This window comes from Acinetobacter sp. YH12249, from assembly GCF_013417475.1.
Taxonomy (GTDB): domain Bacteria; phylum Pseudomonadota; class Gammaproteobacteria; order Pseudomonadales; family Moraxellaceae; genus Acinetobacter.
Map to the genome: position 1 here is coordinate 1 of NZ_VPDX01000054.1, position 5,315 is coordinate 5,315.

At 38.4% G+C, this 5,315-nt stretch carries 6 protein-coding genes and 1 pseudogene; 6 read left to right on the plus strand and 1 reads right to left on the minus strand.

The window, feature by feature from the left end; genetic code table 11:
* On the minus strand, positions 1-211 hold a 211-nt coding region (locus tag FTV25_RS15555), incomplete at its 3' end, for a recombinase family protein (protein WP_180009815.1).
* A gap of 937 nt (positions 212-1,148) precedes the next feature.
* Between FTV25_RS15555 and FTV25_RS15560 the strand changes: the two genes are divergently transcribed.
* The 6 genes and pseudogenes from FTV25_RS15560 to FTV25_RS15585 all read left to right on the plus strand — a co-directional run.
* The gene (locus FTV25_RS15560; RefSeq protein WP_180004260.1) at positions 1,149-2,960 is read left to right on the plus strand and encodes a copper resistance system multicopper oxidase; all 1,812 of its coding nucleotides are present in this window, start codon (positions 1,149-1,151) and stop codon (positions 2,958-2,960) included.
* On the plus strand, positions 2,947-3,285 hold the full coding sequence (locus FTV25_RS15565) for a hypothetical protein (protein ID WP_004897649.1): 339 nt from the start codon (positions 2,947-2,949) through the stop codon (positions 3,283-3,285). Before FTV25_RS15560 ends, FTV25_RS15565 begins: the two co-directional genes overlap by 14 nt.
* Positions 3,272-4,216: a copper resistance protein B gene (locus FTV25_RS15570; RefSeq protein ID WP_096902779.1), complete on the plus strand. Its 945-nt coding sequence runs from the start codon at positions 3,272-3,274 to the stop codon at positions 4,214-4,216. Before FTV25_RS15565 ends, FTV25_RS15570 begins: the two co-directional genes overlap by 14 nt.
* Positions 4,217-4,395: 179 nt before the next feature.
* A complete protein-coding gene (locus FTV25_RS15575; protein WP_000246755.1) occupies positions 4,396-4,641 on the plus strand; it encodes a type II toxin-antitoxin system RelB/DinJ family antitoxin in 246 nt (81 codons plus the stop codon).
* Positions 4,631-4,924, plus strand: coding sequence for a type II toxin-antitoxin system RelE/ParE family toxin (locus tag FTV25_RS15580; RefSeq protein ID WP_180004262.1), 294 nt, complete (start codon positions 4,631-4,633; stop codon positions 4,922-4,924). Before FTV25_RS15575 ends, FTV25_RS15580 begins: the two co-directional genes overlap by 11 nt.
* Before the next feature lie 81 nt (positions 4,925-5,005).
* Positions 5,006-5,315 (plus strand): annotated as a pseudogene (locus FTV25_RS15585) (transposase); the annotation flags it as partial.

Here is a 5,315-nt window from a genome sequence, read left to right on the forward strand (position 1 = left end):
TTAGGCTTCGCGCAAAACGATCCATTGAATGTACAATCACCCTGTCCCCTTCCCGGACATAGTTCAACATTTCCTGAAATTTAGGTCGGTCAGTATTTTTACCTGAAGCACGGTCAACAAAAATCCGATCGACCTCAATTCCTTCAAGTTGACGTCCAGTGTTTTGCTCGACAGAACTTACCCGGACATACCCTACTTTTTGGCCTTTCACTTTTTCACGCCCCAATTGGATAAAAATGAACAATTTCGTAAATTATAAATCTTTAACACTAAAGTTACATGTTACTTATGATTAAAAATCATTTAAATGATACATAATTTCATGAACTTTCAGATTGTAACTTTAGGGTATACCCTATTGTTACACTACTATGCTTATCATTTTTTGAATTGATAAAATTCGAGTTATATAGCACTAATAATAAGTAGTAGAACTAAAATCTTTCGTGAAACAATGATTATTAATTGCTCGTGGAACATGAAAAATCATAAAAAAAGCCCAATCGGAGATGGTTGGGCTTTTTAAATCGACATACGACACTGAAATTTAAAGATAAATAAAGAGAATTTCGTATAAGGTGTATTATGTTAATTTTAGAGAAACTACTAAATTATATTGAGTTGTAAATATTTGAAAATTCCGTTAAGATATTTTGGATTAAATTCTATTCCTAGATAGCATTCGTGTTGACTCATCTCTCCAAAAAACTTTGGTTTTGTTTTCTTATGGTTTTTGCCATAGGATGGAGTAGTGTGTCTGTTGCATCAGTAAAGATAATGCATATCAATATGCAAACTGAAATGAGCCAAGATCATTGTTTAGATCAAGCACAGCAAGTCACTCAACATGGTATTAATCACGAAGTACAGACGAATACCGATTGCCATAATCATTTAGCTCTTAATCAGAATATAGATCACAAAAAGTGTCAGGAATGTTCTAGCTTATCCTGCCAGACACAGATCTCATGTCTTCATTCTTTGCAAAGCTCGCTAGATCCCCTAGATACCTTCTATTCTATAGATCAGCCTAATTTTTATTACCCCAACCAATATCTAAATGGGTATTGGCAAGAAATTTCACGTCCTCCTAAAACTTAACCAATTTTTTTAAAATTTATTTATTTTTCAAAAATTAAGGTTAAGTTATGTCTCATAAAATTAGTTCGTACCTATTAGCAGGTATTTGTTTTGCATCGTCGCCTTTGGTTTTTGCCGAAGTGCGTGAATATCAGCTTGTTATTGATGAAGCAGTGGTCAGCCCAACTGGAAAGCCTGTAAAGCGCATTACCGTAAATGGTCAATTTCCTGCGCCTTTGCTTGAGTTTGAAGAGGGTGATGAAGCCATCATTCGCGTGAAAAATAATTTAAAAAACCAAGATTCTTCTATTCATTGGCACGGACTGTTGTTGCCGGGCATTATGGATGGTGTACCGGGATTTAATGGTTTTAACGGTATTAAGCCTCAAAGCGAGTATGTTTATAAATTCAAGATTCGCCAAAGCGGGACTTATTGGTATCACGCTCATTCTAAAGGACAGGAACAGGACGGCTTATATGGTTCTTTTGTGATTTATCCAAAAGGTAAAACACCATTGGCAGCACATGAAAAAGCTGAACGTGACTATGTGGTGATGTTGTCAGATTTTCATGAAAAAACCAGTGATCAAATTCAGAAAGATCTTAAAATTTCAGCTGAATATTATCAAGATCAGCGTGAAACCTTGGGTGATGTTTGGAAGCAGGTTAAACGTGATGGCATAAAAGCGACATGGTCTGACCGCAAAATGTGGAATCAGATGCGTATGCTAAAAACCGACATGTCGGATGTTACAGGTTATACCTTCCTCATTAATGGCAAAACACCTGAACAAAATTGGACAGGAATGTTTAAACCGAATGAAAAAATTCGCCTACGTTTTGTGAATGCATCTGCGATGTCTTTCTACGATGTCCGTATTCCTAACTTGAAAATGACTGTGGTCAGTGCTGATGGTCAGCCTGTAAAACCTGTTGCTGTGGATGAGTTTCGTATTGGCACAGCTGAAACTTATGATGTGATTGTGGAGCCAAAAGGCGGACATTATCAAATTGAAGCTGAGTCAATTGACCGTGCAGGCTATGCGATTGGTACACTGCACAATGAATTAAATCCTATGACACATGGCATTCATATGCCTGCACCACGTCCACGCTCACTTTTGACCATGGAAGATATGGGACATGGTGGCGGTGATCATGCAGGAATGGATCATTCGAAAATGAACCACGGCAATATGCATGGTATGGATCACTCGAAAATGGATCATTCAAAAATGAACCATGGCGATATGCAAGGCATGGATCACTCGAAAATGGATCATTCACAGCATGGCACAGCAAAACCACAAGAAAATGATCAAGTGGTTTATGGTTGGGCAAATGCATCTACACCTGCGGGCAATAAAGCCTTGCAATATAGTGATTTAAAATCTTTAGAACCGCAAAAAGATACTCGTGAAGCTAGCAGTGAATTAGTAGTGCGTTTGGGCGGTACTATGGAGCGTTATATTTGGACGATTAACGGTAAAAAATTCAGCGATGCTGAGCCATTAAAAGTAAAGTATGGCGAGCGTATCCGTATCAAATTTATTAATGACAGTATGATGGCGCACCCCATGCATTTACATGGCATGTTTATGCAGTTAGAGAATAGTCAAGAGTCGGTAGATATGCCGAATAAACACACATTGATTGTACCACCGGGTAAAACAGTGACTGCTTTATTAACTGCGGATGAGTTGGGCGAATGGGCAATCCATTGTCATTTGTTGTATCACATGAGTGCAGGAATGATGAACAAGTTGATCGTGGCAAATGTTAGCGATGAACAAGTGTCTACAACGCCAATTCAAGGTACAAATTCGACTCAAACTCACCAAGAAACTGAGCGAAAAGGAGCTGGACATGCACATCACTAATTTTGTATTTAAAGCGTTTTTTTCTGTTGCGGTATTGAGTTTAACAAGCTTAAGTTTGGCGCACGAAGGGCATCATTCAACTGCTCAGACTGATGGAAAAAATGTACCATCAATGAATCATCAAGCGATGTCTGAGATGGATCATTCACAGCATTCTCCACAAGAGCATGCACAACACATGCAGATGATGGGGAAAATGAATCATGCTGCACATTCAGCACCGATGAACCATCAACATGCAGGTCATCAGCCAATGCATCACAAATCAACAGAGAAACAGCAAGATCAAAAAGTACAGAAAGGAGATCAACATGCGCACCATTAATCTTTTTTCTAAAACTGTTTTAGCAAGCTCTTTGTTGATGGTCAGTGCAGTGAGTTTGGCACATAATGGTGAAGATCATAGTGCGCCTGAAAAAATGACAGTTGCTACATCTTCTAGTCAAAATCAGCCGATGCAAATGGATCGCTCTCAAATGAACCATAGCCAAATGAATCAGGCACAACATCAGGCAACATCTACGGTTAATCATTTACATCATGTACCAGATGCGAATGCTCAGCAGAGTTCGCATTATGATCATCGCTCAGAACACGGTGCGCAAATTTATGCGATTACGACAGTGGACAATAAGTGGCTTGTCAATGAAGATGGCACAGGTGATTTAAAGTCAGAGTTTGAAACCCGTATTGGCACAGATGAAAATAAGGTTTTTATTAAAATTCATGCCGATAAAGAAGAATCGCATGATGCACATTATGATGCCAAACTTTTATATAGCCGTATGATTTCAGACTTTTGGGATGCACAGATTGGTGCACGTTATCGTAGTGAAAAAGTTGAACTCAATGATCATCGCAAAGACACCGAAGAAAATGTTGATGCGGTGATTGGCTTACATGGTATGGCGCCATATTTCTTTGAAACTGATGCTTATCTCTATGCGGGAGAAGACAATTATGCGGGCTTTAGCCTAGAAACGGAACGTGATTTTCTGATTACGCAAAAGTTGATTATTCAACCTTATTTAGAGTTGGATGCTATCTTTAGTGATGACTCTAAATATGCGAAAAGAACTGGTTTAAGCAGTGCAACCGCAGGGTTTGAAACTCGCTATGAAATCAGTAAAAAGATCATGCCGTATATCGACATTGCCTATGAGTATTCAAAAGGTAATGATGAAACGTCGTGGCAAATAGAATCAAACTCTGAGAAAGGTTGGTTATATGGAGCTGGTGTTAGATTTAGATTTTAATTAATTTAATGATTACTAAATAGCTTTATTTAAATAAAACTCTAGCTTAGTGTGGCCGGAAGCAAAATGTTAACTTATTTTGCTTCCTTCCATTTAACATAATGGCTGTTATGCGAAGTCGACTTGTAATGCAATTTGCATTACACTATTCCTAGTACATTAAATACTTGGGAAATATGATGGCTACTGTTAACTTCAGGATCGATGAAGCCCTTAAAGAAAAATCTTATTCAATCCTTAAAGAGCAAGGTATTGCACCTACGGATTTCTTCACTAGTATTCTTGAGTATGTTGCTACGACTGGGAAACTGCCTGTTAAAAAAGCTTTGCTTTCGGAAGAAGATGAAGAATTATTAGCTCTTGTCCGTAAGCGCATTAATGATCCTAAAGAGATGTTTGAGGAAGTCACATTAGATGACTTATAAGCTTTTACGTCACAAGGACTTTACAGCAGAATGGGAAAAACTCCCTGTTGCTATACGAGATCAATTTAAAAAGAAACTAGCCAAAGTCATAGAGCAGCCACATATTCCAAAGAATATGCTTAGAGGCGATCTTGCAGGTTGCTATAAAATCAAATTATTAAAAGCTGATGTCCGACTTGTTTACCAGGTCAAAGATGATCAGGTAGTTATTTTGCTAATTACCGTTGGAAAACGAGCTGATAGCATTGTGTATGATGAAGCAAAAAAGCGGATAAAAGACTAAAAATGGGAGGGTAATCCCCCCCTAAAAATAATAGGATCTAAAAGTAGAATTTTCTCTTAAGATACGAGCAGGAGATTCTGCATGAAAACATCTAAATTTACTGACAGTCAGATCATGTCCATCTTGAAACAGGCAGAATCTGGCACACCTGTAGCGACCCTTTGCCGTGAACACGGCATGAGTAATGCTACCTTTTATAAATGGCGTGCCAAATATGGTGGTATGGATACATCATTAATGGCTCGACTGAAAGAGCTAGAAGCCGAAAATACCAGACTTAAAAAGATGTATGCGGAAGAGCGATTAAAGGCCGAAATCATCCAGGAAGCGATGGCAAAAAAGTGGTAAAGCCATCTTGCCGGCGTAAGATGGCACAACAGGCAGTTGCCCA

Excerpts from the sequence above, each read along its gene's own strand:
- FTV25_RS15565 (WP_004897649.1), top strand. The coding sequence starts at position 2,947 with ATGCACATCACTAATTTTGTATTTAAAGCGTTTTTTTCTGTTGCGGTA.
- FTV25_RS15570 (WP_096902779.1), top strand. The coding sequence starts at position 3,272 with ATGCGCACCATTAATCTTTTTTCTAAAACTGTTTTAGCAAGCTCTTTG.
- FTV25_RS15575 (WP_000246755.1), top strand. The coding sequence starts at position 4,396 with ATGGCTACTGTTAACTTCAGGATCGATGAAGCCCTTAAAGAAAAATCT.
- FTV25_RS15580 (WP_180004262.1), top strand. The coding sequence starts at position 4,631 with ATGACTTATAAGCTTTTACGTCACAAGGACTTTACAGCAGAATGGGAA.
- FTV25_RS15560 (WP_180004260.1), top strand. The coding sequence starts at position 1,149 with ATGTCTCATAAAATTAGTTCGTACCTATTAGCAGGTATTTGTTTTGCA.